The 24,443-nt window shown below is 62.2% G+C and carries 26 protein-coding genes; 13 read left to right on the forward strand and 13 right to left on the reverse strand.

All coding sequences use genetic code 11. The annotated features are described in order from the left end of the window. Window positions 1-25 precede the first annotated feature (25 nt). Entirely contained in the window at window positions 26-844 is an 819-nt protein-coding gene (locus AB8A50_RS12235; RefSeq protein WP_320444987.1) for a helix-turn-helix domain-containing protein, read from the reverse strand. A 116-nt stretch (window positions 845-960) separates the two neighbouring features. Here AB8A50_RS12235 and AB8A50_RS12240 point away from each other — a divergent pair, with 116 nt between their 5' ends. Further along, window positions 961-1,359 (forward strand): hypothetical protein, encoded by a 399-nt coding sequence (locus tag AB8A50_RS12240; protein WP_439064466.1) that lies wholly within the window; start codon window positions 961-963, stop codon window positions 1,357-1,359. On the opposite strand, the gene AB8A50_RS12245 is transcribed toward AB8A50_RS12240, so the two are convergent. Then, a complete protein-coding gene (locus AB8A50_RS12245) occupies window positions 1,356-2,054 on the reverse strand; it encodes an SET domain-containing protein (RefSeq protein ID WP_439077812.1) in 699 nt (232 codons plus the stop codon). The two genes, AB8A50_RS12240 and AB8A50_RS12245, sit on opposite strands and share 4 nt — an antisense overlap. Before the next feature lie 148 nt (window positions 2,055-2,202). On the opposite strand from AB8A50_RS12245, the gene AB8A50_RS12250 reads away from it, so the two are divergent. Further along, the gene (locus AB8A50_RS12250) at window positions 2,203-2,838 is read left to right on the forward strand and encodes a hypothetical protein (RefSeq protein ID WP_439077813.1); all 636 of its coding nucleotides are present in this window, start codon (window positions 2,203-2,205) and stop codon (window positions 2,836-2,838) included. A 19-nt stretch (window positions 2,839-2,857) separates the two neighbouring features. Here the strand turns inward: AB8A50_RS12250 and AB8A50_RS12255 are convergent, their stop codons facing one another. The 3 genes from AB8A50_RS12255 to AB8A50_RS12265 all read right to left on the reverse strand — a co-directional run bounded on the left by AB8A50_RS12255 (window position 2,858) and on the right by AB8A50_RS12265 (window position 5,877). Beyond that, window positions 2,858-3,808, reverse strand: a complete 951-nt coding sequence (locus AB8A50_RS12255; protein ID WP_439077814.1) for a tripartite tricarboxylate transporter substrate binding protein — start codon at window positions 3,806-3,808, stop codon at window positions 2,858-2,860. A 136-nt stretch (window positions 3,809-3,944) separates the two neighbouring features. Continuing rightward, the gene (locus tag AB8A50_RS12260; RefSeq protein WP_439077815.1) at window positions 3,945-4,844 is read right to left on the reverse strand and encodes a VOC family protein; all 900 of its coding nucleotides are present in this window, start codon (window positions 4,842-4,844) and stop codon (window positions 3,945-3,947) included. A 40-nt stretch (window positions 4,845-4,884) separates the two neighbouring features. Beyond that, complete coding sequence (locus tag AB8A50_RS12265; protein WP_439077816.1) at window positions 4,885-5,877, reverse strand: zinc-dependent alcohol dehydrogenase family protein; 993 nt, start codon at window positions 5,875-5,877, stop codon at window positions 4,885-4,887. Between AB8A50_RS12265 and AB8A50_RS12270 the strand changes: the two genes are divergently transcribed. The 3 genes from AB8A50_RS12270 (at window position 5,857) to AB8A50_RS12280 (ending at window position 8,359) form a co-directional block, all read left to right on the forward strand. Continuing rightward, entirely contained in the window at window positions 5,857-6,705 is an 849-nt protein-coding gene (locus AB8A50_RS12270; RefSeq protein ID WP_439077817.1) for a GntR family transcriptional regulator, read from the forward strand. The two genes, AB8A50_RS12265 and AB8A50_RS12270, sit on opposite strands and share 21 nt — an antisense overlap. 161 nt (window positions 6,706-6,866) lie before the next feature. Further along, window positions 6,867-7,727, forward strand: coding sequence for a fumarylacetoacetate hydrolase family protein (locus tag AB8A50_RS12275; RefSeq protein WP_439077818.1), 861 nt, complete (start codon window positions 6,867-6,869; stop codon window positions 7,725-7,727). Window positions 7,728-7,777: 50 nt separating this feature from the next. After that, a complete protein-coding gene (locus AB8A50_RS12280; RefSeq protein WP_439077819.1) occupies window positions 7,778-8,359 on the forward strand; it encodes an amino acid synthesis family protein in 582 nt (193 codons plus the stop codon). Window positions 8,360-8,410: 51 nt separating this feature from the next. Here AB8A50_RS12280 and AB8A50_RS12285 read toward each other — a convergent pair whose 3' ends face one another. Further along, a complete protein-coding gene (locus tag AB8A50_RS12285) occupies window positions 8,411-9,151 on the reverse strand; it encodes a TetR/AcrR family transcriptional regulator (RefSeq protein ID WP_439077820.1) in 741 nt (246 codons plus the stop codon). A gap of 103 nt (window positions 9,152-9,254) precedes the next feature. Between AB8A50_RS12285 and AB8A50_RS12290 the strand changes: the two genes are divergently transcribed. The 4 genes from AB8A50_RS12290 to AB8A50_RS12305 all read left to right on the forward strand — a co-directional run bounded on the left by AB8A50_RS12290 (window position 9,255) and on the right by AB8A50_RS12305 (window position 12,507). Further along, entirely contained in the window at window positions 9,255-10,658 is a 1,404-nt protein-coding gene (locus tag AB8A50_RS12290) for a carotenoid oxygenase family protein (protein WP_439077821.1), read from the forward strand. Window positions 10,659-10,887: 229 nt separating this feature from the next. Beyond that, the gene (locus tag AB8A50_RS12295; RefSeq protein ID WP_439077822.1) at window positions 10,888-11,211 is read left to right on the forward strand and encodes a hypothetical protein; all 324 of its coding nucleotides are present in this window, start codon (window positions 10,888-10,890) and stop codon (window positions 11,209-11,211) included. Between the two features lie 91 nt (window positions 11,212-11,302). Next, on the forward strand, window positions 11,303-11,878 hold the full coding sequence (locus tag AB8A50_RS12300; protein WP_320444994.1) for a hypothetical protein: 576 nt from the start codon (window positions 11,303-11,305) through the stop codon (window positions 11,876-11,878). Window positions 11,879-11,934: 56 nt separating this feature from the next. Then, complete coding sequence (locus AB8A50_RS12305; RefSeq protein WP_439077823.1) at window positions 11,935-12,507, forward strand: inner membrane-spanning protein YciB; 573 nt, start codon at window positions 11,935-11,937, stop codon at window positions 12,505-12,507. Here the strand turns inward: AB8A50_RS12305 and AB8A50_RS12310 are convergent. Then, window positions 12,504-13,205: an Ig-like domain-containing protein gene (locus tag AB8A50_RS12310; RefSeq protein WP_439066814.1), complete on the reverse strand. Its 702-nt coding sequence runs from the start codon at window positions 13,203-13,205 to the stop codon at window positions 12,504-12,506. The two genes, AB8A50_RS12305 and AB8A50_RS12310, sit on opposite strands and share 4 nt — an antisense overlap. 400 nt (window positions 13,206-13,605) lie before the next feature. Between AB8A50_RS12310 and AB8A50_RS12315 the strand changes: the two genes are divergently transcribed. Continuing rightward, complete coding sequence (locus AB8A50_RS12315; protein ID WP_439077824.1) at window positions 13,606-14,580, forward strand: SH3 domain-containing protein; 975 nt, start codon at window positions 13,606-13,608, stop codon at window positions 14,578-14,580. Window position 14,581: 1 nt separating this feature from the next. On the opposite strand, the gene AB8A50_RS12320 is transcribed toward AB8A50_RS12315, so the two are convergent. Both AB8A50_RS12320 and AB8A50_RS12325 read right to left on the reverse strand, forming a co-directional pair. Continuing rightward, entirely contained in the window at window positions 14,582-15,256 is a 675-nt protein-coding gene (locus tag AB8A50_RS12320; RefSeq protein ID WP_439077825.1) for a DUF429 domain-containing protein, read from the reverse strand. A gap of 15 nt (window positions 15,257-15,271) precedes the next feature. Continuing rightward, window positions 15,272-16,924: a fumarate hydratase gene (locus AB8A50_RS12325; protein WP_439059325.1), complete on the reverse strand. Its 1,653-nt coding sequence runs from the start codon at window positions 16,922-16,924 to the stop codon at window positions 15,272-15,274. A 200-nt stretch (window positions 16,925-17,124) separates the two neighbouring features. Between AB8A50_RS12325 and AB8A50_RS12330 the strand changes: the two genes are divergently transcribed. The 3 genes from AB8A50_RS12330 (at window position 17,125) to AB8A50_RS12340 (ending at window position 18,704) form a co-directional block, all read left to right on the forward strand. Further along, a complete protein-coding gene (locus AB8A50_RS12330; RefSeq protein WP_092146449.1) occupies window positions 17,125-17,598 on the forward strand; it encodes a hypothetical protein in 474 nt (157 codons plus the stop codon). A gap of 156 nt (window positions 17,599-17,754) precedes the next feature. Further along, window positions 17,755-17,925 carry a hypothetical protein gene (locus tag AB8A50_RS12335; RefSeq protein ID WP_170849544.1) on the forward strand — a complete coding sequence of 57 codons (171 nt, stop codon included), beginning with the start codon at window positions 17,755-17,757 and terminating at the stop codon, window positions 17,923-17,925. A gap of 104 nt (window positions 17,926-18,029) precedes the next feature. Continuing rightward, entirely contained in the window at window positions 18,030-18,704 is a 675-nt protein-coding gene (locus AB8A50_RS12340; protein ID WP_439077826.1) for a methyltransferase family protein, read from the forward strand. A 24-nt stretch (window positions 18,705-18,728) separates the two neighbouring features. Here the strand turns inward: AB8A50_RS12340 and AB8A50_RS12345 are convergent, their stop codons facing one another. The 4 genes from AB8A50_RS12345 to cckA all read right to left on the reverse strand — a co-directional run bounded on the left by AB8A50_RS12345 (window position 18,729) and on the right by cckA (window position 24,328). Continuing rightward, entirely contained in the window at window positions 18,729-19,436 is a 708-nt protein-coding gene (locus AB8A50_RS12345; protein ID WP_439077827.1) for a glutathione S-transferase, read from the reverse strand. A 182-nt stretch (window positions 19,437-19,618) separates the two neighbouring features. Continuing rightward, on the reverse strand, window positions 19,619-20,287 hold the full coding sequence (locus AB8A50_RS12350) for a lectin (RefSeq protein ID WP_439079970.1): 669 nt from the start codon (window positions 20,285-20,287) through the stop codon (window positions 19,619-19,621). A gap of 211 nt (window positions 20,288-20,498) precedes the next feature. Beyond that, on the reverse strand, window positions 20,499-21,539 hold the full coding sequence (locus tag AB8A50_RS12355) for a Tim44 domain-containing protein (protein WP_439079971.1): 1,041 nt from the start codon (window positions 21,537-21,539) through the stop codon (window positions 20,499-20,501). Window positions 21,540-21,754: 215 nt separating this feature from the next. Further along, the gene (cckA, locus tag AB8A50_RS12360; RefSeq protein WP_093756614.1) at window positions 21,755-24,328 is read right to left on the reverse strand and encodes a cell cycle histidine kinase CckA; all 2,574 of its coding nucleotides are present in this window, start codon (window positions 24,326-24,328) and stop codon (window positions 21,755-21,757) included. Window positions 24,329-24,443 lie beyond the last annotated feature (115 nt).

A 24,443-nucleotide genomic window follows, 5' to 3' on the forward strand; every position in this document is an offset into this window, starting at 1 on the left:
GTCGTGGACATCGCGGACAAGGCCGTTAGGTCCCGTTTGAAGCGATCTCCCGGAGCCTGTTCGCCGTGACGTCATCCGCCGGAAAGAACGTCTCGATGGCGATTTCCGACAGGGTGATATCCAGCGGCGTACCGAAGGTCATGGTCGTCGACATGAAGCTCAGCACATCGTCGCCCAGCCTCATCCGGAACGGCACCACAACGCTGTCAGCCGCGATCGGCGCCGACCGCGCCGGTACCGGATAGGTCTTCAATTCCTGATACAGTTTGAGCAAGTCAGGATCGGCGGTTGCCTCGCATTGCCGGTGCAGGCGCTCCAGCAGATGCGCGCACCATTCACCAAGATTGACGGTGCGCGGGGCCAACGCCTCCGGATGAAAGCTCAGCCGCAGCACATTGAAGGGCTGCCCGAGCAAGCGCGGCGCGATGCCTTCCAGCAGCGGCATCACCATTCGGTTGGCGGACACGAGATTCCAGTGCCGATCGACCGCCAGCGCCGGATTGGGCTCATGGGCCTTCAGCACGAGGTCAATGGCCTGTCGCGCTGAATTCAGCGCGGGATCGTCCAGCGCACGCTGCGGAAAGGCCGGTGCGAAGCCAGCAGCCACCAGCAAGACATTGCGCTCTCGCAGCGGCACGTCGAGCCGCTCGGCCAGCCGCAACACCATCTCGCGCGACGGCGAGGCGCGGCCGGTCTCCAGGAAACTCAGATGACGCGTGGAAATCTCGGCATCGCCGGCCAGATCCAGCTGGCTCAGGCGGCGGCGCTGCCGCCATTCGCGCAAATGATGGCCGATCCCAGCGGGCCGGGATGTTGCGGAGGACGCTGCAAGCTGTGTGTTCATGGCAAAAAGCTAACACGCGAATTTCGCAGCTTCCATGACCTCACAGGTAATCGATTTGGCTCCGCGGCGCCGTCATGGTCGGGACATCCACAACGACCAACCGAAGGACAACGACCATGATCAATCCCTCTCTCCTGCTCCGCCGCGCCATCCAGATCGACGCTGTCGTCAGCGGCGCCATGGCGCTGCTGCTGACCTTTGCCGCGGCCATGCTGGCGCCGCTGCTGCATCTGCCTGAAGCACTGCTGCTGGAATCCGGTCTGTTTCTGATCGCCTATGCGGCGCTGGTCGGCTGGCTCGGCACCCGCGCGACCATGCCGAAGCTGCTGGTGCTGGTGATCATCGTCGGCAATGCCCTGTGGACTCTGGGCAGCATCGGCCTGCTGTTCTCGGGCGCGGTGACGCCGAACCTGCTCGGCCAGATTTTCGTGGCCGCGCAGGCGATCGCAGTCGGTGTGTTTGCGGAGCTGCAATATATCGGGCTGCGCCGGAGCGCAGCGGCACAGGCGGCTTAAGCCGCCTTGCTCCTGGCGTTGCCGGCCTTTGCCTTGCTGGCCTTGGCCGACCTGTTAGTTGACTTGGCCTTAACAGACTTGGCCTTGGTCGCTGCGGAGGTCTTCTTCGCGGCGGCCTTGGTCGTTTTGGCTTTGCCCGAAGCCGCTTTGCCCGAAGACTTGGCCTTCTTGGCCTTATCTTTAGCCCTCTTGGCCTTCGCCTTTTCTTCCTTCTTCAGCGCCTTACGCTCGGCCTTCTCCTTGGCCTTGAGCTTCTCGGCACGTGCCTCGGCGCGCTTCTTCTTCCGCTTCTTCTCGCAGGAATCGCATTTGCAGCCGATCGGCTTCAGGTATTCCTTGAAATACTCCGTGCCGTAATCGTAGTTGATCTCTTCGCCCGGCTCGATCTTCTTGATCGAGCGGATGATGATCTTCTTCTTCGCCGCATTGACGTCGGACTCGGCGTTCGGCTTGCAGGCGTGGTTGATATAGCGCGCAATGTTCTTGCGGATCGAACCATCGACGGTCCAGCGCTTGCTGATCTGGAACAGATACTTGTTCTCGATCGCGTCGTGCTTCTCGTTCTTCGAATCCAGCAGGGGCCCGAAGTATTGGACGATCTTGACGCCCTTCTTGATCGGCTGGGTGGCGAAAAGACCGAGACCTGTTTTGGAACGGCCGATGCGATATGGCTTAGCGGAAGTCGAGGCGGGCATGGGATGAGGAACTGACGCTGCTGGAGACAAAATGAAGGCTGACCAAGCTGTCTAGCGCGATTCAACCAGCCCTGTCAGCCGCTTCCGTTGAACCTTCCCCAGCTTGTGAGCGTCAAAGCAGCACCTTTCCCGTGCTGGATGCCCTTGAATGCCCCGCCTGCCCGCCCTCGCCGCCGCCCTAACGATCCTGCTTGGCGCCACGTCGCTCGCCGCAGCCGACAATATCGGCAGCCTCTACAGCTCCGTGGCCGACAGGGATTGCCGCGGCGTCTCCAACTTCAAGATCGATGGCGACGACTATGCGCGAGAACAGGTCTGCAAGGGCCCCGCAGGCCTCGTCGTGTTCAAGAACGAAGATGACCTCCGCGAAACCATTTCGGCCGGCACCACGGCTGCGGCCGCCAACAGCGAGCCCGCAGCGTCGCAGGGCTTCAGCCCGTTCAATTCGACGACCAATACCATCGAATGGCGCACCATCGCCGGCAAACCATTCGCCATGATCCAGCGCTGGCACATCGCCGATAACGATGATCCCGAGAAAAATGGCCGGCCAAAATCCAAACAGATGCTGGTGGTCACGCGGTTGCCGCCGGGCGCCGTGTGCCATGTCGCCTATATCGACGTGACGGCCAATCCGGAGGCCAACGAGCTGGCCCGCAAAGCCGCTGACGAACTCGCCCGCGGCTTCGATTGCAAGACGGACAAGGTCAGCGTGATCGGCATCGGCGGCCGGGCTACGGCACTGGCGATGGCATCGCGCAATATCCCGGGCCCGGCCAAGTAGGTTCAGATCGATCGTGCGGTCAAAGTTTCGGTATTTTCGCGGCGTCGATCACCGCCGTCCATCGCGCGATTTCCGACGTGACCAATTCACGCATTTCCGGCGGCGTGCTTCCCCGCACCTCGCCACCGATCGCCGCTTCCAGCCGCGCCCTGATCCCCGGGTCGGCCAGAGACTTCAGAACGGCCGCGTTGAGTTGGGCGATGATCGCCGGCGGAGTGCCCTTCGGCGCCAGCAGCCCGGCCCACGTCCTGACATCGAACCCCTTCAGACCTGCCTCGCCGGCCGATGGAACATTCGGCAGCAAAGCACTCCGGGTCGATGATGTGACGGCGAGGCCGCGCACCGCACCACTCTCGATCTGTGGCGCAACAAGCACGCTGGTGCCAACGATCACGGGCACATCGCCCGCGAGCAACGCGGTAATCGCCTGAGAGTCGCCGCGGTAGGGCACGTGCAACACGTCGATGCCGGCTGCTGCTTTCAACAATTCGCCAGCAAGGTGATGCGTGCTGCCGAAGCCGACCGATCCGAAGCTCAACGATCCCGGCTTGGCCTTTGCGAGCGCGATGAGCTCTCCCAGCGTCTTTGCTTCATAGTCGCTGCGGGTCGCGACGACGAGCGCGTAATAGACGATCGTGGAGATCATCTCGAAACTATCGACGGGTTGATAGGACAGCGACTTGTAAAGCCCTGCAGAAATCGCATGGCCCCCGGTCACAAGGCCGAGCGTGTATCCGTCAGGCGCGGCCTTAGCGACCGCGTCCGATGCGAGATTGCCACCTGCACCAGGCTTCGCTTCGACGATGACGGTCTCATTAAGCTGTTTCGCCAGCCCGTCGGCAACGACGCGAGAGAGCGTGTCCGCCGCCCCACCCGATGCGAAACCGTGAACGATACGAATGACACGATTTGGGTAGGCTTGCGCTGAGGCGCCAGGCACGTCGATCGACGAGACTATAAATACAGACACCGCGAGGCATGCGAGAACTCTGCCCCGAATAGATTTCGACAGCTGGCTCATTATTTCCTCCCCTTTTATCTCTTCAGCACTGATCGCCGAGGTGCCGATCTGTCGCTTCATGGCGGCGACTTTGTCGGCAGCGATGTCATGTCGCCTTGCGTTTGAACTCCGCGAGCTCCGGCGATGGAGCCGGCCCCCAGATATCTCGGGGGAGACCTACCCAGACCTTGGGGCGCTGCGGACGATCCCGGTGCCATGGGCGTGGCTCGAAATAGCCAAGCTCTTCGTCGATCATCTGATCGAGATCGAAGAACAATTCGATGAGATGGCCATCGGGGTCGCGGTGATAGATCGCAACATTGTGGCCCGGGCCATGACGCACCGGCCCCCACAGGATCTGCATCTTCTTGCGCCCGAGCAGGTCGCAGGCGCGATGCATGTGCGAGGCATCACGGAGCTCGAACGCCGCGTGATGCAATCGCCGACCTGGGCCGCGCGCGAAATTGACGGAGTGATGATCAAAACCACACCGCATGAAGACGAAGGCGTCGTCGATCCAGTCCGACACCCGGAAATTCAGCACGTCACCATAAAATTTCGACGCCTTCAGCGGGTCTTGCGTGTAGAGCGCGATATGGCCGAGGCGGTCGGCTGCAATGCCGCCGACAGGCTGCTCCGCGACAGCGAATGTCGGCCCCGCAACCAGTTCGATCTCCATTTCCTCAAAGTCGCGGAACAGCACCGAACGGGACACACCAGGGAGCGGATCGGACTGGATCTCGGCTGCAATTCCAGCACGCGACAGTGTTGCCACGAGGTCGGCGAAATCCAGATCAGGCGCCACCTCGAAGGTCAATCGCCGACAGGCCGCCTGATCGCCACGATGCAGGACGACGGCGAGCTCGTCCGAGTCGGAAGCTAGCGATGCGCGACTGGCGTCACGCGTCACCACACCGAGTCCGACCACCGTTTGATAGTAGTCGATCTGCCTGTCGATATCAGGCGTAACGAACGTCACATGCCTGATGCGTTTTACCTTGATCATGTGGTCCTCCGTATCTCGTTCTAGACCAATAGCCGTTCGCCTACGGGGTCATGATGATCTTGCCGAGTGCGCCTCCGGACTCCAGCAGCGTGTGCGCCTGCCGGACCTCGGATAATTTCAGCCGCGCGGAGATTGCGGGCTTGATCTCCCCGCGCCCAAGCAGCGAGATCAACTTCCCCATGATGGCGCGGCGCGCATCGCGGTCATGGTCGTAGATGTGAAAGGAGAAACAGCGGACAGCCGGACAGACGTCGAGATACTTCCGCATCTCTCCCATCAGGTTTTCTTCGGGAAGGCCGGCGAAGGCGTTGTAGGAAACCAGCGTTCCCCATTTGCCGAGCACGCCGAGATAGGAGACGAATTCGGGACCGCAAACATGGTCGAGCACGAGGCCGACACCGCTCCCCTCGGTCAATTCGCGCGTCCGCGCGACGACGTCCTCGTCACGATAGAAGATCACGTGATCCGCACCGTTGGATTTCGCGAATTGGGCTTTTTCCGTCGTGCTGACCGTACCGATCACCGTCATGCCTGCCAGCTTCGCCAATTGCACGATCGACGTGCCGACACCGCCAGCAGCACCAATCACAAGCACACTGCCTGCGGGATTACGCCCACCGCATTCATGCAGCAGCGCCCAGGCCACTTGATAGTTGGCAAGACAGACGGCGTCCTGAAGATCGACGGCATCAGGCAACAGATGAATGGCATCGGCCGGCGCCACCACATATTCGGCGTAACAGCCGCCGCGCTGTGACAGATCGCGGGCGCTCAGCAAAACCTTCTGCCCGACCGAGATGCCGACAACACCGTGACCGACCGCGGAGATGCGCCCGGCGACATCATTCCCCGGATTGGCCGGCAGTAGCGGCATCCATTTGTAGACGCCGCGCCGGATCAGGGCGTCCGGCTGGCCGACGCCAAAAGCCTCAGCCTTGATCTGCACCTCTTTCGGGCCCGGAGCCGGAATGGCGACATCGACATAATCGAGCGCGTCGGGACCACCGGGACGATGAACCAGCACAGCCTTCATGAATCCACCCTGCAGAACTTATTTTCGAAAATATGTCTTATTACGAAAATTATTGCAATAGCGGTCATGCGCCGGCATTCTGCAACCAGCCGGCGCCATCAGCCGGCGGAATCTGAGGTCCATTCCATGACTGCTTCGGCCGTCAAATCGCGCAAAGAATTCGGCAAAACACTCGCAGTCGATATCACGCACCGACTGCGTCAGGATATCGTCGCTTGCCGGCTCAAGCCTGGCGAACCGCTAAAATTCGATGCCTTGAAGCTCGCTTTCGGCGCAAGCTTCACGACCCTGCGCGAGGCGCTGACGTCGCTGACGGCGGACGGCTTGGTCGTTGCCGAGGAGCAGCGCGGCTTTCGCGTGGCGCCCGTTACGAGCGACGACCTGATCGACATCACCCAGACCCGGATCCTGATCGAGATCGAACTGCTCAGCCGCTCCATCGCAAATGGCGGAGATGACTGGGAAATAGCGGTTATGTCGACCCTGCACAGGCTGGGGCGCATTGAGGAAAGGCTTCCCGGTAATCACGTCGAGAATCCGGAATGGCAGATCGCCCATCGCCAGTTTCACGAGGCGCTGGTGTCGTGCGGGCGCTCCCCGACGTTGTTCGGCATTCGGGCTTCGCTGTTCGAGCGCGCCGAACGCTATCGAAACCTGTCCGCTATGTTTCGCCCCCAACCACGCGACAAGGTCGGTGAGCATCGCGCCATTATGCAGGCCGCGATCGCCCGCGACACGGCACTGGCCACATCCCTGATCGACCGGCACATCCGCAGCACCTCCGACAATGTCGTGAAATACGCGTCTCATCTGCTGACTGAATCCTGAGACGGCATCGCCGGCTAGTCGGCGAAGAAACAGACGGCAGGCCCAACATCCCACGTTGAAAGTCGCCGCAGGTGCCGCAGCCCTCTTGTCAGGCATCATTTTCGAAAATATAATAAACTTACGAAATTTCGACATCAGGGATTACATTGGAAGGCCTCATCATGAAGCTCTTGTCTTTCAGCCATCAGCAGCGCGAGAGCTGGGGAGCCGTCGTCAACGACGCGATCGTCGATCTCGGCAAGGCGCTCCCGCACTATCCGACGCTCGCCGATTTCATCGCCAGCCCCGACTTCGCCAAGCGCGACCAGATCGTTGACGGACACAAGCCGGACCTGAAGCTCTCGGACATCAGCTACCTGCCGGTGATCCCCCGCCCCGAAAAGATCGTCTGCGCGGTGCGCAACTATCTCGACCACCACAAGGAAGCGGTGGCTCATGGCATGGACCGCCAGATCACCGAATTCCCGCCGATCTTTCTGCGGGTCTGGCGCTCACAGGTTGGCCACAACCAGCCGGTGATCCGGCCGAAAGTCTCCACACATCTGGACTGGGAAGGTGAACTCGCTGTCGTGATCGGCAAAGGCGGCCGACACATTCCCGAAAGCGAGGCAATGAACCACATCGCGGGCTATTCGATCTACAACGACGTCAGCGTCCGCGATTATCAGCGACACGCGCAGCAGATCGCGGCCGGCAAGAATTTCGTCGGCACCGGACCGTTCGGCCCGTGGCTGGTGACCACCGATGAAGTGCCGGATCCCACCAAGCTCAAGCTCGAAACCCGCGTGAATGGTGACATCGTCCAATCCTCGGACACATCCTTTTTGATCTTCTCGATTCCCCGGCTGATCAACTACGCGTCGGAAATCTTCGACCTCGTCCCGGGTGACGTCATTGCAACGGGAACGCCTGCCGGCGTCGGCTTTACGCGCAAGCCTCCAATCTTCCTGAAGGCCGGCGACGTCGTCGAAGTCGAGATCGAGAAACTCGGCATCCTCAGCAATCCCGTCATCGACGAGTAGTCAGTGGACGGCTTCCTCACAACGCTCGCAAAACACGGACTGGGTCAGCCATGACATCCTATGACATTCGCAAGACCCAGATTTCCGTCGAGACGGTCTGGCACGAACGTGGGCCGCGTCTCTCGCAGCCGCTCCATGTCGGCACGGCGCTTGCGATCATCCGCAATCCTTTTGCTGGTCGCTACGAGCCCGACCTGATGGCCTTCCAGGCCGAACTACGCGAACTTGGACGCACACTTGCGGCCGAACTCGTTCAGGCGCTCGGCGGCAAGGACAAGATCGAAGCCTACGGCAAGGGCATGATCGTCGGTGAAGATGGCGAGCTCGAACATGCAGCGGTGTGGCATGAGGCCGGCGGCTGGGCGATGCGCGAGATTCTCGGCCAGCCCAAAGCCATCGTGCCGGCCGCGAAGACCGTCGGCGGGATCGGCACACGGTTGATGGTCCCGCTCGGCCATATCGAAGCGGCCTATGTCCGCAGTCATTTCAGCACTGCTGAAATGACCATCTGGGATGGCCCGCGCCGCGATGAGATCGCCTTCGGCCTGGTGATGGCCACCGGCGGAAGACCGCATGCACGTATTGGCGGGCTGGCCGCGTCCGATATCTCGGTGCATGACGGACAGCGATAGCTACCGCAAACAGCGCCTGCACACGACGCAGGCGCTTCGCAAAGAGTTTCGCTACTTCGGCGTCTCCATCGCCCTGGCGACGGTGATCTTCAACATCTCGACGAACAGCTTCTCTGCGTCGGTGCCATCAGGCAAGCGGCGCAGGATATCAGTGAGCCGGCCATCGAGGGTCAGCATGGTGAAACCATGCACCAGCGACCACGTCCGCGCGATCTGCGCAGCCTGCTCGATGGTCAGCGCATCGGTGGCGACATTGCCCGGATGATGTGCGCCGACCACGCTCGCAAGACCGGCGAAGGATGCATTGGCTGCCTCGCGCAGATTCGGCCGCGTCATGTCGAGCCGTTCGGTACGAAACATCAGCTGATACATGCCGGGCTGCGCGCGCGCATAAGCGAGATAGGCCTTGGCGCGGGCGAGCGCGCTTTCGAGCGGCGTCGTGCCGCTCGCACCAGCCGCAGTCATTGTGGCGTTGAAGTTGCGGAAGCCGATGGCGGCCAGTTCGCTGACGAGGCCGGTGAGGTCGCCGAAGTGATGAGTCGGTGCGGCGTGCGAGACCCCGGCTTCGCGGGCGACGGCGCGCAGCGTCAGGCCAGATAGTCCATCGCGCTCCAGCACGATTTCCGCGGCTTTCAGCAGCGCGCCGTGCAAGTCCCCGTGATGATAGGGAGATTCGGCGCCGGCGTTTTTTTTGGCCGCGCGCTTGGCTTGCGAAATTCCTGCGACCTTCTTGCGGCGGTCTTGCGGAACGGCGCGCGGTTTCGCGGTCTTGGTCTGCTTCGTCATGGTCATGTTATAGGTCGTCATTTTTACACTGTAAAGATTTTGCTTGACGGGCCGACCGCTCACATCTAGCAATCTAGACAACGTAAAGATAACGGCATGGGAGACGACGATGGCGCTGCTGGACCCGATCGAGGCTGCTCATGACAATCTTGCGCCGATCCCGATGGAGTGCGACGCGCCGTTCCTGACAGTCGTCGGTGAACTGCCACGTGAGCTCAACGGCACGCTCTACCGCAACGGCCCCAATCCTCAATTCGAAACCAAAGGCTCGCACTGGTTTGTCGGCGACGGCATGCTGCATGCCTTTCACATCGAGGACGGCCGCGCGAGCTATCGCAATCGCTGGATCCACACGCCGAAATTTCTCGCCGAGCACGATGCCGGCCGCGCGCTCTATCGCGGCTTCGGCCAGAAAATGCCGGATGCCCCCGCTTCGCTTGGGAATGACTCAGGCGCGGCCAATACCAACATCGTCTTTCATGCCGGCCGCCTGCTCGCGCTGGAGGAAGGCCATGCGCCAACCGAGATCGAACCGGGCACGCTGAAGACGCTCGGCTATCAGAACTATAGCGGGCGCATTGGCGGGCCGTTCACCGCGCATCCGAAGATCGATCCCGTTACCGGAGAGATGAATTTCTTCGGCTATAATGCCCGGGGAATCTTCAGTCCGACGATCTCGTTCGGCGCAATCGATTCATCGGGCATCGTGACGCGCTTCGAACGTTTCGACGCACCTTATGCCAGCATGGTGCACGACTTCATCGTCACGGAGAACTACCTGCTGTTTCCGATCCTGCCGATCACCGGCAGCATGGACCGGGCGCGATCAGGCCGCCCGCCCTATGCCTGGGAGCCGGACAAGGGTTCTTACGTCGGCGTGATGAAGCGCGGCGGCAGTGCCGATGATATCAAGTGGTTTCGCGCCGAGGCCTGCTACGTCTTCCATGTGATGAATGCGTGGGAGGAAGGCGACCGCATCATCGCCGACGTCATGCAGTCCGAGGAAGCGCCGCTGTTCACGCATCCCGACGGCTCGCCGACAGATCCTGCGAAATCCAACGCGCGACTATGTCGCTGGACCTTCGATCTGGCCGCCAATACCGATCGTTTCACCCGCACCTATCTCGACGACGTTACCGGCGAATTCCCGCGCATCGACGAGCGCCGCTCCGGCCTCGTCAGCACGCAAGGCTGGTACGCCTGCGATAACCCGGCACCGGGTGCCAGCAAGGCCTTTTCCGGGATCACACATGTCTGGCGCGACGGCGTCAGGCTCGGCCAATATATGCTGCCGCTCGGCGACAGCATCTCCGAGCCGGTCTTCGTCGCGCGCGGCAAGGATGCAGCCGAAGGCGACGGCTGGCTGCTCGCGGTGGTGTGGCGCGCCCGGCAGAACCGCAGCGATCTGGCAGTGTTCAACGCCACCGATGTCGCCGCGGGGCCGATCGCTCTTGTCCAGCTCGGTCACCGGGTACCGGCGGGCTTTCACGGCAACTGGGTTGATTCTTTATAAACCATTGATCTAATGACAGTTAAAGATCTCGCCTCACATAATTTTGACAGTGTAAAGATTTTTGTTGACGAGCCCGCGGGCAAGGCCTAGAAGAAATCTTGACAACGTAAAGATGGAGCGACGGGAAAACAGCGTGACGTCCTTTCTCATGATCGGCGCGGCTGCCACCGCTTCCTGAAGCACAACGACAAAAAGTACTCATTCGACAACAAGCGCGCGGAACCACGCCATGATCAACGTCCTCGCCAAGCTGGCCATCGGCTTCCTTTCCACCATCGCCTTCTTCACGACCTTTGCGGTCGCAGGAGACGTGCTGATCGCGACTGCCGTCGCCATCGCAAGCGCTGCTACGCAGTTCGTTCTCGCACGAACCGCATATCGCAGGCCGGACATGATGACCCGGACGGCAAGCTGGGGCAGCCTGGCCCTCGTGCTGGTTGTGACCGGGACCACGCTCGTCGGTATCGAACCATCAGGCGCGACCGCCTCGGCTTCTCATGACGTTTTCACGCCGGTCGGCAATGTCTGCCCGCTCTCACAACAAGACATATGATCGCAGGCTGCTGCACAGCGACGCAACGACTTCATAAGCGAGCCCGCAACGCACCTTCACAAACGTCAAAATAGCCCGAACTGGAAACGCCATGGCTTCCTTTCTCATCATCGCCCCGTTCGGTGCTTTCGCCATCCTGATGATGGTGTCATCGGTCGCGATCAGCCTCTTCGCCGCAGCCGCGCTGTCGCTCGGCATCGTGGTCTGGGACGTGATCCGCGGCGGCTCGCTGAAGATGCTTGCAGCAGGCTCGGTGCTGATCTTCAGCGCGCTCGGCTGCTACATCACGCTGGTCGACGGCAACTGGAGCGCGGTGGCCGTCCGCCTCGCCGTCGATGTCGGCCTGCTCTCAATCGTGCTGCTGTCGCTGGCGATCCGCCTGCCCTTCACGCTGCAATATGCCCGCGAGATGGTCGACGCCGAAACCTCGAAGCTGCCCGGCTTCATGAAGGCGAACTACATCCTCACCTGGGCCTGGGCCGGCGCATTTGTGCTGATGCTGGTGGCGGACATGCTGATCATCTACATGCCCTCGCTGCCACTGTGGATCGGCTTTGCGGTGGCCTTTGCCGCGCGCAACTCTGCCGTTGCCTTCACCAAATGGTATCCGCAATATCGCCGCGCAAAATACGGCGCTGCGAAGCCGGCAGAACCGCTGAAGCCCTGATCCACTTCGCCTGCAAATCGACGCTTGACCATCTCGACTGCATTGGGAGCACTGCGATGAAGGACGTATTCGCCAAACTTGGCCAGGATTTCTTCTCCACCATCGTCTTCCTGGTGCTCTACCTCGTCACCGGTGACGTCCTGCTGGCAACCTGCGTGGCGATTGCGGGTGCCGTCGCACAGTTCGTCTATGCCCGCGTCAAGGGCTCGAGGCTCGACGTAATGACCTATGCCAGTCTAGCGCTCGTGGTTGTCCTCGGCGGCGCGACATTGCTGACCAAGGATCCACGCTTCGTGCTGGCCAAGCCCAGCATCGGACATTTCGCCATCGGCGCGATCATGCTGCGCAAGGGCTGGATGCTGCGCTACCTGCCACCCATCGTCAGCGAGACTATCCCTGAATATGTGACCGCTGCGGGCTATGCCTGGGCCGCGCTGATGTTCGCGCTTGGCGCCGGTGTCATCGCTGTGGCCATGACCGGCGATATGAAGCTGTGGGCGTTCTATGTGTCGGTCGTGGCCATTGGCGCCAAGGTGCTGGCCTTCGCGATCCAGTATGTCGTGTTTCGGGTGATCATCAGCCGCAAGCTTCGCGCAGCTGCAGCGACGGCGCCGCAGATGGGCGCCTAGTCGCTCGTACGCAACAGCGAGCTTCGCAAACGGGCTACTCCGACATCCACCGTCAGCGGCGGCGATGCCGCGGGCGCATGAACCGTGTCGCCCTCATATTCAGCCGTGATCCAGCGCGTGCCATCCGCCAGCGCCGAGGTGGTGAATGACGCCGTACCGGCGCGATCGAGGCCGACATGGGTCGCAAGAACCTGCTCGCCATCGCGAAAGGTGACGGCACCTTTCGGAATGCCAACACCGCCGGCAATCGCGGCCGTCAACGTGACCACCGCTCCAGACGGACAAGGATTCTCGGACGACGACAGCGCCACCGCCGGCATGACGCGTATGGTTTCCTCCACCACCGCGGATTGGCTCGGCTGCACCACGACAGGCAGATAGTTGGACGTCCCCATATAATCCGCACGGAAGCGATGCGGACCCGGCGGCAGTCGCTGGACCACCAGCGACGGATGGGCCACATCGACCCAGCCAAGCACCATGAGCGTCGTCTCATCGACAAAGCGGACGATGCCGCCCGGGACGCCCCCACCGCGTTCACTGGTCACGGACGCCGTCAGTGTCGTGCGACCGGCCACATCGATGGATGCCACCAAAGTGGTCCGGGTCAGTTCGGAGTGAATGATGGATTGGGCGCGGGCCGCGGCCGGACTTGCGAGCATAACTGCAGTGACGACGACCAGATGAAAATTGTTCACCTGTTACACTCCGGTTTGCCACCCCTGGGATGAGGCGCGTGGCCGGCGAAAAGGTTCAAACACAAAAAACCGGATGCGGAGAGGCCGCATGCCGATGTGAACAATTCGTCACAGATACTGATAAAACATGATCCCGTTGACCGCGCTGGCCGCGGCCAGCAACGTCACCACCGTCACATTCAGCTTCAGAGCATCCAACATGGCGCGGCCTCGAATTCGTCTGCAGTCTGATCGCTATTGGAACAGCGCCGCCTGAGTCGTCACCGCTTTTCTTTTTCCTCCGCATCCTTGCGAGTCACCGGAGAATCGAGTCCGGCGCAAAGATTGGAATTCGGCTGATCTGCTGCAAGCCTGAGTCGCGTTTTGTCGAACCAAATCGCCGGTGCCGCGACACAAAACCATGACCCGAATCGCCATCCTGATCGCCGGCCTCATCACCGCCGGCACCGCCTTTGCGCAACCCGTGACGCCGCCGCCGGAGACACCGGCATGGTTTACAAGCGCCCGTGCCTTCGTGCCGCCGGACCGCGTGGCCGGTCAGGCGTTTCATGTCGACATGTCCGATCCGCAGGCGCCGGTCGGATATGTCGCGACCTATCCAGCCGGTGCTAACGATCCCAAGACAGCGGCAAGCGCATTCGATGCCGGTGAGATGCTGGTCGCAAAACTCGTGCGCAGCGACGGCAGACTGACCACCCTGTCAGCCGAGCTGCGCCCGCGTGACGTCACGCTGAACAGCAACATCCCGCGTGTACTGAGCGCCGCGCATGACGATGCGGAATATCGCCAACTCCACGCCGAATTGCTGAAGACGCGCGGCGCGCTGCCGGATGGCGCCGTTCCCTGCGATATCCATGGCTGGTCGACCGAGCGCGATCCCAACGGATTGAACGTGCGCGCCGGGCCATCGACGAAGGCCAAGGTGCTTGGCACGCTGCCGCCGCCCTACAAATTCAAGAGCAAAGGTGAGAACGTGCCTGACGGAGGCTGGCTGACGGAATTTTCCATCATCGGCTTCAAGGATGGCTGGTTCCTGATCGAAGGCGCAGCGCCGCCCGGCAAGGAATATGAGGACGAGAGCAGCTATCCGCGCAATCATCCAAAGCCCTATGGCGGCCGCGGCTGGGTCGCGGCCAGCAAGGTCGGCGCACAATATGCCAATGGCGACACACGGATGGGCGGGCTGTTTCAGGCGCCGCATGTGGACGCGCAATGGACACCGGCCAAAGGCGAACGTGGCAGCGAGATCAGCGCCGACGGTGGCCCTAAGCGCGTTCTTGCCTGCAGCGGCTTCTGGGCGCTGGTGGAAAGCCACGACGGCGTCCGCGGCTGGTGGCGCAGGCTGTGTTCGAGCCAGGTGACGAATTGCAGTTGAGCTAGAACCAGATTTGCTGTGGCATGCCCAGCGCATCGCGCGGTGCATTGCCTTCCGGAAAACAGCCCACGCAATCGCGCGCCGCCAGCGCCACCGCGCACGCATCGAGCACGTCGTCCCGCTGTGCGCCGGTGCGCGTACGCCTGGCAGTGAGCCAGTCGTCAAGGTCGCTGAAGCCATTCGCCAGCAACAGATGACGGCGGAGCGCCAGCCCCTCCTCAGTGTGTTTGGACGGCAGCGGTTGATTGTCGTTCAGGCGGAGAAAGACAAGTTCGGGATGGGCTTCGCGGATATCGAGATCGCGCTGTTCCCGCACGAAGCCGTCGACCTCCATGACCTTCGGTCCGAGATGCCAGAGCTGGCGCGAGACTTTCTTCTGCCCGCGCCTCTCGGCCTCCGCGTTGGCGAGGTCGGGATCGGTGAAGTCCTGCCACAGCCAGCGACGTCCGCCGGAGAATACGCGCGAACCGTGGGGGCTGAGCTTCTTGCGGGCGAGCTGATCGCAGGCACGCACGCCATCGTCGCCGAGACCGATGGGAATATCGATGGCCGCACGGGCAAAGCGCTGAGTCGCAAGCCAGGAGATGTCGCTGATAAAATCGATGGAGCGGTGGTCGCCGTCGAGTGTGACGGCGACCCAGCCTTTGCTGAAGCCATCGAGCCCGATAGCGATCATCGGGCGCGCTCGGTCTTAGCCGAGGTTCAATTCCTTGAAGAAGTCGTTGCCCTTGTCATCGATAATGATGAAGGCCGGGAAATCCACGACGTCGATGCGCCAGATCGCTTCCATGCCGAGTTCGGGATACTCGACCACCTCGACTTTCTTGATGCAGTGTTCGGCGAGGTTTGCCGCCGAGCCGCCGATCGAGCCGAGATAGAAGCCGCCATGCTTCTTGCAGGCCTCGCGCACCGCAACGGCGCGATTGCCCTTGGCAACCATCACCATCGAACCGCCCGCCGCCTGGAACTGGTCGACGAAGCTATCCATGCGGCCGGCCGTGGTCGGGCCGAAGGCGCCGGAGGCATAGCCTTCCGGCGTCTTGGCGGGACCGGCGTAATAGACCGGGTGGTTCTTGAAGTAATCCGGCAGCGGCTCGCCCTTCTCCAGGCGGTCGCGCAGCTTGGCATGCGCCGAGTCGCGCGCGACGATCATGGTGCCGGTCAGCGACAGGCGCGTCTTGGTTGGGTAGTTCGACAGCGTCGCCAGAATGTCCTTCATCGGCTGGTTGAGATCGATCTTCACGACTTCGCCGCCGAGTGCCTGCTCGACCTGCGGCAGATACTGCGCGGGGTTATGCTCGAGCTCTTCGAGATAGACGCCGTCCTTGGTGATCTTGCCGAGCACCTGACGATCCGCCGAGCACGACACGCCGAGCCCGATGGGCAGCGACGCGCCGTGGCGCGGCAGGCGGATGACGCGGACATCGTGGCAGAAATACTTGCCACCGAATTGCGCGCCGACGCCGGACGACTGCGTCATCTTGAGGATTTCCTGCTCCATCTCGAGATCGCGGAAGGCATTGCCGTCCGGCGAGCCCTGGGTCGGCAGCGCGTCGAGATAACGCGCGGACGCGAGCTTCACCGTCTTCATGCAGAGCTCGGCCGAGGTGCCGCCGATGACGATGGCGAGGTGGTAGGGCGGGCACGCGGCGGTGCCCAGCGTCATGATTTTTTCCTTCAGGAACGCGAGCAGACGATCCTTGGTCAGCACCGACGGTGTGGCCTGGAACAGAAAACTCTTGTTGGCGGAGCCGCCGCCCTTGGCCATGAACATGAACTTGTAGGCGTCGTCGCCCTCGGCATAGATCTCGCACTGCGCCGGCATGTTGTTAGCCGTGTTCTTCTCTTCATACATGGTCAGCGGCGCGACCTGCGAGTAGCGCAGGTTGCGCCGCAGATAGGCGTCGCGGGCGCCTTCCGAGAGTGCCGCCTCATCGTCGCCATCGGTGATGACGTTGCAGCCCTTCTTGCCCATGATGATCGCGGTGCCGGTGTCCTGGCACATCGGCAGCACGCCGCCGGCGGCGATGTTCGCATTCTTGAGGAAGTCGAAAGCCACGAACTTGTCATTCGGGCTGGCTTCGCTGTCGTCCAGGATGTTGCGAAGCTGCTGCAGATGGCCGGGGCGCAGATAGTGGTTGATGTCGCCGAACGCGGCCTCCGAGAGCGCCTTCAGCGCGTCGCGGGAGACCACCAGCATGTCCCTACCCAGCACTTTCTCGACCCGCACGCCCTCGGTGGTGACCTTCTTGTAGGGGGTGGTGTCTGCGCCCAGCGGAAACAGCGGAGTGTGCTTGTAGGGCGGGACGGGCTTCTGGTCGGGGAAAGCGGTGGGAGCGTTCATGGATGGGGCCTCAAAAAGGGAGGGGATTTGAAGCTCTTGTAGGCGGTTTCCGGACAGTTTTGAAGGGTTCAAAACAGGGGGACAGGCCCGCAATCGCGGGGATAATCCCCCGTTCCAGCAGTAACCGGCTGCGCCCGCCGCGCCTTGCATAAAGTGGCGTCCCGCGTTTCAGTGCGGCCGGGGATTGAGGAGAATCTGGAATGTCCATCGACCGCCTGCGCGGCATTTTTTCGGCTGTGGCGCTGCTCGCCACCGTAACCCTTGCCGTTTCGCCTGCCCGCGCCGATCGTTGCGATGATCTCGCGCGGCAGCTCAAGAGCCAGATCGACGGGCTCAGCGTCGGGCGCACCGCAGCCAATGTGATCTACCTGTCGCATCCGGCGGCAAAGCAATTGCGGCTTGGCTGCGCCAGTCGCAATTTCAGCAACGAGCTCTATGCGGCCTCCGCGACCCGCAAGCCGGCGCCGGCGTTCACGGACCTCGTCGCCAGTGCGGCAGCCGTCATCTTCACGATCCCCAAACCGGATACGGTGAAGGGCACCACGCGATGTCTCGGCCGCATGGGGATTTTCCGCGGCGATGACGTCAAGCTGCGCTATCGCCGGCTCGACTTGCGCTGCACCCGCAACAAAACATCGGCGAACATCACGATCTCCCGCGGCAAGGACGAATGAGGAATTCGTTTCAATTGTAGTGAAGTCCTGGACGGCGCGTTTACCACCGTTTCCAATCCACCCCGATTGCCGCAAATTGCAGCGCCTGATTTACCAAGTCCTTGTTGGCGCATGCGCCATGGTTCGACTGCAAGTGTTGGAAACAGGGAATTTGAAATGAGCGTTTCAAGCGTCAGCAGCGCACCACCGGTCGCTGAGGTAAAGCCGATCGAGGCAAAGCCGCCGGAGCCGAAGAAGAACGACGACAACGACAGCCGCACCGCGCCGCCCCCACCGCGTGCAGCACTGCCGCCCGGCCAGGGCACCCGGATCGATCAGCTCGCTTAACTCGGCACCGTCGGACAGAGACCAACCGCCGGTCGCGTTGACGCGAGGCCTGCCCCATCACTGCCGCGAATCTGGTATCGGATGCGGGCCGAAGGAGGCCCGACATGATCGCTCGCCTCGTGATACGTACGCTGGTCTGGTTCGGCGTGATCGGCGCCGTTTTGTTCACCGCCGCCGGGACCTGGCAATGGCCGGCGGCGTGGTCATTTCTGCTCTTCATGATCCTGCTCGGCCTTGGCGGCGGCCTGTGGCTGATCCAGATCGATCCCGCGCTGTTTGAAGAACGCATGCGCCCCGTCGTACAGCAGGGGCAGCCCACAGCGGACCGCGTCTTCATGGCGGCGTTCTTTACTGTGGCACTGGTCTGGCTGATCGTTGCGGGGCTGGATCAGCGCTTCGGTCTTTCGCAAATGACGGCTGGCGTCCAGGTCGCAGGCGCCGCCCTCGCACTCACGGGAATGGTAATCTCATTCTGGGTCCTGCGCGAAAACAGTTTCGCCGCACCGGTCATCAAGCTTCAACGCGACCGCGGCCAGCACGTCATCGATACCGGTCCGTATCATCTCGTGCGCCATCCCATGTATAGCGGCGCCATCCTGTTTTTTCTCGGCACATCCCTCTGGCTTGGCTCGTGGTGGAGTGCCGCGCTGACGCTGATCCTGGCCGTGCTGCTCGCATGGCGTACGACGGCCGAAGAGCGCACTTTGCGGGACGGTCTCCCCGGCTATACCGACTACACGACGCGCGTCCGCTATCGTCTGTGTCCGGGGCTCTGGTAATCCCGCCACGCGAGCTGCGCGGCGCTATTTATCCAGTGCCTTGTAGTGCCGGAAGATGCCGTCCTTGTTGAAGGCAATGCGGCGGTCGCTGTCGAGATAGGCCTTGATGTTCGGGCGAACCGCCACGCGGTTATGCAAATCGATCAGGCCCGGAATCTCCCGCTCGAATTTTTTCATGCGTTTCGGAAATGCGTAGCGCAGTCCTTCAACGATCTGGAACAGTGACAGATCGACATAGGTCGCCTTGCGGCCGGTGACATAGGCGCCATCGCTGGCTTTTAATATCCGCTCGAAATAGCCGAGATATTTCGGCACGCGCTCTTTCAGGAATTCGGCGCTGCGCTTTTTGGCGGGGCCTTTCTGATCCTCGTAATAAAGCGATACGCCGATCGGGTGATGGGTGTCATGCACCTCGGCGACGAAATCGGTGATGGTCAGTTGCAGCTCATGCAGTTGCAGGCGCGCCGCTTCCGACTTCGGCGCCAGACCGTGACGTGGGCCGAGATAGAACAAGATGTTGGCAGTCTGGCCGATCACCATATTGCCCGCCTTGAGGAATGGCGGTGCAAATGGCGGAATGCCTTTCTTGCCGTCGAGCATCCTCGTCATTGCGGCCATGCCGCCCTTGCCACGCGCCATATCGCGGTAGTCCGCGCCGGCATCTTCGAGCGCCAGGCGCACGAATTCGCCGCGGCCCTGGATCGTCGGCCAGTAATACAGCTCATATCGCATGCGGAACCTCGCCAAATGTCGCGTCAGGGGTGCCAGGGTAACTGCTCACCGCGGAATTCGTTCGCCGCGCTGGTCCGGCGAGAACTCCGCACCGTCGTCCAGCTACCGCCGCAAAACGCGCCACGGCCGGGACAGGCCCGGCCATGGCGGAGTGTGTTGCTGCTCGTCTATCGCAATAGAACTCAATTCGACGCGAAGCAGTACAACAGCCCGTCACCGCCGGTGCTCTTCAGGTCGTTCTGCGAGCAGCCGCCATCGGGGCCGCGCGATGGATGCGACGTGTTCCATGACTTCGCCGGCGGCTCTTCGTTCACCCCCGTACGATCGATATGGCCGACCATGGCGGCGCCCTGCGTGCTGCTTGTCCAGTTCTTGCAGGTGCGATCTTCACCAGCGGCAAAGGCTGTGCCGTCGGCCTGCGAGCCGGTCAGCACGTCATGGCGATTCGGCGTATCGCCGCGGCCATTGATGACCTCGCCCTTCTCGCTGAGCGAGGTCTGCTTGGAGAGGTTGTTGCTGGCGCCGTGCAGGTCAGCGACATCCTTGGCGACGACGACGCCCTTGGCATTCTTCCATGGGCCGTTGCCGATGCGATCTTTCGCATTGATCGCGGGCTTGCCGTCGGCGGCCTGCGTCGAGAGATAAGCGCGCCAGGTCTTGGCGCCCGCGCCTGCAGCCTGCGCCAGCGTCTGGCAATGATTGTCAGCACCGGCGAGACCACCGAGATTGCCGCCATTGCCGATGCCATTGCTGGTGACGAAGAAGCTGGTGTCCGCGCCCTGCGCGAACGATGGCGACGTTGCTGCAAGCGAGACGGCGACAGCACCGGCGCATAGGCCGAGACGGGTCATGGTCGAGAGAAGAGTGGGCATCGATTCCTCCAATTTGTTTTTGTAGCCACGCAACGCCAGTCGCGATGGGACGCAACTGACCAACACGTCATCCGGCGGATTATTCCCGCTCTCTTATTGAGATCATCGCTTGGCAATGCACACGCATGAGGCCAACAAAAAGCGCCGCGGAATGATCCGCGGCGCTTGTCCGATTTCGATGGCGCAAGGCTTACGCCTGCTGGATCGCCGACAGTTCCCAATCGGCGCCGCGCGGGCGCACGAAGGTCCAGATCTCGGTCGCTTCGATCGGCGTTTCGCTGCCAGCCACCAAGCGATTGGTGCCACGCTCCAGCGTCTTGTCGACCAGCGAGAAGCGCATCGCGACGCTCGCATAGTCGGTGTCGCCTTCGCGCCAGGCTTCCGCCAGGTCGCCCTGCAGCAACTTCACATCCGACACCTTGTTGATGTCGTTGCGCGCCTTGTTCTCGGCGAGATCCTTGGCGAAGTACGACACCATTTCCGGCGTCGACAGCTTGCCGAGCTTCTCCACATCTTCGTTCGACCAGGCAGCCTGCACATCGCTGAGCAGCTTCTCGAAAGCTTCGTAATCCTGAGGCGCGATCTCGATCGGCTTGTCATTGTTCGAACCGCCGCCGAAACCGAAGCCACCGAGACCACTGCGCTGGGTCGGCTGCGCGCCATAACCCCGCTGCGCCTGGTTCATGTGCGCCTGGTTCTGGTCGGGACCATTGGCCGGGCCGGTATAGGCCGAGTTGGCCGGACCGGCATAGGCCGACGCCGTCTGGTTGCGACGCTGCCACCAGGACATTGCGAGGCGGACGACGATGATGATCAGGCCGACCTGCAGCAGCAGGCCGATGATCGACGAGATACCGCCGAGGCCGCTGAACAGACCGCCGCCGAACAGCATGCCGAGCAGGCCTGCGCCGAGGAAGCCGGCAGCAAGGCCGCCGAGCATGCCCATGCCCGGACGGTTGAAGAAACCGCCCTTGCTGGCTGCGCCCGTGGTCGCGCTGTTCATGCCGGGCGAACCCGGCTGCTGCATGGTGCGGTTGAACGGCTGAGCCGCGTTAGGCGCCGTCGACGTGCTCGGCGGGGCCGAGAACGTGCGGTTGCCGCGCGAGCCCGAGCTGCTGCCACCGCCAACGCGGGCGTCGGCAGAGGAGATTGCAATTGTGAGCGGCATCGCCAGCGAAAGGACGACGGCCATCGTCTTGACGACGCCGCGCATGCTGAACGTGAAAGTCATGGTCATTCCCTCAATCCCCGGCAGGGGGAAAACACCCCTAACATGGCTACCCCAGCCTAAAAGGGAAGCACCGTTCGAGGGTAAACGCTGCGGCCCTCGGTCGCGGCTCGTCATTGAACCTTTGGCGCAAGAGTCATCTTGCTTTCAAACACTTATGCTGCATTGCGGGGTGAATGCGCATTAGAAGCCAGGATGGTATTGCCACCGGCGCTCCGTTAATTCGGCGCCATGGTTTCCTTGACCTTGGCGATCAGCGCGCTCAGGGCGAACGGCTTGGCCAGGAAGGCGAATTGCTGGTTTTCCGGCAGGCTCTTTTCGAAGGCTTCCTCGGCGTAACCTGACACGAAGATGATGCGAATATCCGCATTGCGGGCGCGCATCTCCTTCAGCAGCGTCGGTCCGTCCATCTCCGGCATCACCACGTCGGACACCACAAGATCGATGGCACCGTTCTGTTCGTCGAATAGCTCCATCGCCTCGACGCCGTTGCCGGCTTCGACCACCGTATAGCCGCGCGAGCGCAGACCGCGGGCATTCAGCGCGCGCAGGCCTTCTTCGTCCTCGACCAGCAGGATGGTGCCCTGCCCGGTCAGGTCCGCGCGCGGCTTGGCGTCGGCAGCGGCTTCCTTGGCGGCGACGGCGGCTGCGATCGCGGGATCGGGAGCAACTTCCTTTTCCTGATGATGGCGCGGCAGGAAGATGCGGAACGTGGTGCCTTTGCCGGGCTCGGAATCGACATAAACGAAACCGCCGGTCTGCTTGACGATGCCGTAGACCGTGGAGAGGCCGAGGCCGGTGCCCTTGCCGACATCCTTGGTGGAGAAGAACGGCTCGAAGATCTTCTCGACGATATCGGCGGGAATGCCAGTGCCGGTATCGCTGACATCGATACGCACATAGTCCGATGGCGGCATGCCCTTATAGGACAGCCGCCCGGCTTCCTCGGCTGAGACATTGACGGTCCGCACAGTCAACGCGCCGCCGTCCGGCATCGCGTCCCGCGCATTGACCGCGAGATTCACGATCACTTGCTCGAATTGCGAGATGTCGACCTTCACCGGCCACAGATCGCGGCCGTGCACGACTTCGAGTTTGACCTTCTCGCCGATCAGGCGCTTCAGCAGCAGATCGATATCGGACAGCGCGTCACCGAGATTGAGAACCGTCGGGCGCAGCGTCTGGCGGCGCGAGAATGCGAGCAACTGGCGCACGAGTGTCGCCGCGCGCGTCGCGTTCTGCTTGATCTGCATGATGTCCTGGAACGACGGATCGGTCGGCTTGTGCGCGTTCAGCAGGAAGTCGTTGGCCATCATGATGGCGGAGAGCACGTTGTTGAAATCGTGCGCGATGCCGCCGGCCAATTGGCCGATGGTGTCCATCTTCTGCGCCTGGTTGACCTGGTTCTCGAGCGTGCGGCGCTCGGTGGTCTCCAGCATGTAGACGATGGCGGCTTCGGTCTCGCGTTCGTTCTCTTCGACGGCGGTGACGAAGAACTGGCCCCAGCGTTCCTTCGCGCCTTCCAGCAGCGCTTCCACCGGCGGGATATCGCCCTGCCCCTGAGCGGCGTGGCCGATGGCCGCGACGAGCTGGTTGCGGTCGCGGTCGCTGACGGCGGCCAGGATCGACTTGTTGACGGCGCCCGATGTGTTGAGGCTCTGTGCCAACTTGGCGAAGCGGGCATTGCCGCGCACCACGGTGCCGTCGCGATCCACCGTCGCAATGGCCATCGGCGTATGGTCGAAGAAGCGCATAAAGCGCACTTCGGCGGCGCGTTGCGGATCCGAGCGCTCGTCGCGGGCGCGGCTGATGACAAGGGTGCGCGACGCACCCGGCACGCCGTCGGCGCCGAAAGCGAGCTTGTGATAGAGCCGCACCGGCATGGTCTTGCCGTTGCGCATGCGCAGGTCGATGTCGAAGACTTCGGTTTTGACCTCGCCGGGCATCGGCACGATCGACGTCAGCAACGAGGCGCCGTCGCCAGAGACGATGTCCGTGAGCTTCAGACCGCCGGAGCCGATCTCGGCAAGATCGTGATCGAGCCAGTTTGCCAGTGTGGCGTTGACATAGACCAGCTCGCCCTTTGGATTGACCGAGAAGAAGCCGCACGGCGCGTGATCGAGATATTCGATGGCGTGCTGCAATTCCTGGAACACGTCTTCCTGACGCTGGCGATCGCGGGAGATATCGGCCACCGACCACACCGTGGATTTGGCTTCGCGCTTGCCTTCACCCAGTGGACGCACGCGCATGCGCAGCCAGCGGCCGTGGCTGCCGTCGGGCGCTGCGACACGGACTTCCTCCTGCTGGCGCTTGCCCTCGCGGGCAGCCTTCAGCAGGCGGAAGACGGCTTCGGAGACATCCGGATTACCGATGAAGACGCGCTCGACCGGTCGCGCATCCTGTGCGGAGGCCGCGCCGGTCAATGTGAGATAGGCAGCATTGGCATAGACCACATGGCCCCGCGCATCGGTGACCGCGATACCGTCAAAGGCGTGATCGGCCACGGTGCGCATGATCGGATCGTCGGAGGTGCGATCGGCAAAGCGGACAATACCGGCGGCAAAGGCGAACAAAACGAACAGGCCGACCATCGCCAGCAGCGCCAGCAGGCCCAAAATATAAGGCTGCGCCTGGGCGCGGCCGAGCGTCATGAATGCCACGGCGCAGGCGATGATCGCGGCGGCAATCAGCAGCACCAGCACGATGCTGCCGCTGCGCCGGGCCGGCTCGTGCAGAACCGGATTCTGCGCCGTCATCGATTGGCGATCGTGGTCGGTCTCGGCAGTCATCGGACGGTTCGTCGCCTGTTGGCAGTTGCGGCAGCGCGGGTTTGCGCGCCTCCTGAGTGCATCAATCGGCTGGCCTTACGCAAGCGCCGCGTCGGCCTATTCGCTTCCAATCCGC

The organism is Tardiphaga sp. 841_E9_N1_2, from assembly GCF_051811065.1.
GTDB lineage: Bacteria > Pseudomonadota > Alphaproteobacteria > Rhizobiales > Xanthobacteraceae > Tardiphaga > Tardiphaga robiniae.